Here is a 1123-nt window from a genome sequence, read left to right on the forward strand (position 1 = left end):
CCCCCATGTGGATAACTCGCGCTTGTTAGGGTTACGAAGATAAGTTTTCAGATCGTTTCCTCAGACTTTTTCCTTTGAGTTCGACCCGATGAGCCTTCGGGATGATCCTGTCCAGGATGGCATCAGCTACGGTTGGCTCATCAATATACTCATGCCATTTACCGACGGGAAGCTGGGAGACGATGATGGTGGCGGCACGTTCATAGCGATCTTCCAGGATTTGAAGAAGTAGGAGTTTTACTGGATGAGTGATGGGCTGCAAGCCAAAGTCGTCGAGGATTAGAAGTCGAGCTTTTTTGAGTCGATCCAACCATTTAATGACGCTTCCTTCGGCCTTGGCCACGGCGATCTGTTCGCAAAAACGGTTCATGTTGAAGTACAAAGTTCGCTGGCCCATGGTACAGGCGTGATTGCCGAGTGCACAAGCCAGGTGTGACTTGCCGCAGCCGGTTGATCCCGTGATCAGAACGTTTTCGCCGCGACCGATCCAGGCGATATCAGATAGCACGCTCAACTGTTGTTTTGAGAAGTTTCGTGTGGGGGAACAGTCAACGTCCTGTAAGGTGACCGCGTAGCGGAGTTTGCTGAGCCGAAGATACATTTCCATCCGACGATGAGTGCGGTTTTGGCGTTCTGCATCTACAAGTCGGGCGATGAGCTCGTGGGCCTCGGGGTGCTTGTCCATCGGGGTGGAGAGGATAGCTTCGTAAGCAGAAGCCATTCCGGCCAACTTGAGTTCCCGGAGCGAGGATAAAGAAGAGGTAGTCATAGAAAAGGTTATTGATAAGCCTGCGGACCACGGATGTTTTCGTGAGCCGGAGGGGTGAACAAATCGGGTTGAGTAGCCTGGAGGTCGAGACCTTTGTCCAAGATGTTTTTGAGCATGTTGTAGGTCGCCTGGCCAGCAGTCTGGCAGCGGAGCGAGGCATTTTCGAGGCGTTCATCACCGTATTTCCTGGCGAGGGAAAGTACTCCCTGGCAACTGCGATAGGTCTGTGGCTCGTGGATTTTGGTCAACAGGATTTTGCTGATCGCCCATTCGGTAGCGGGACCGATTTTGCGTGCCCAGGAACGGAAGTAGGCCCCGTTATATCCCTCGGCCTTGCGCCATTCTTCGTGGTTC

1 protein-coding gene and 1 pseudogene are annotated in these 1123 nt (G+C 52.9%); both read right to left on the minus strand.

Annotation, left to right across the window (positions count from 1 at the left end; translation table 11 throughout):
* Nucleotides 1-31: 31 nt before the first annotated feature.
* Nucleotides 32-769 carry an IS21-like element helper ATPase IstB gene (gene istB / locus FUA23_RS22200; protein ID WP_147932965.1) on the minus strand — a complete coding sequence of 246 codons (738 nt, stop codon included), beginning with the start codon at nucleotides 767-769 and terminating at the stop codon, nucleotides 32-34.
* 8 nt (nucleotides 770-777) lie between these two features.
* Nucleotides 778-1123, minus strand: a pseudogene (locus tag FUA23_RS22515) (IS21 family transposase); the annotation flags it as partial.

The organism is Neolewinella aurantiaca (assembly GCF_008014675.1).
Taxonomy (GTDB): domain Bacteria; phylum Bacteroidota; class Bacteroidia; order Chitinophagales; family Saprospiraceae; genus Neolewinella; species Neolewinella aurantiaca.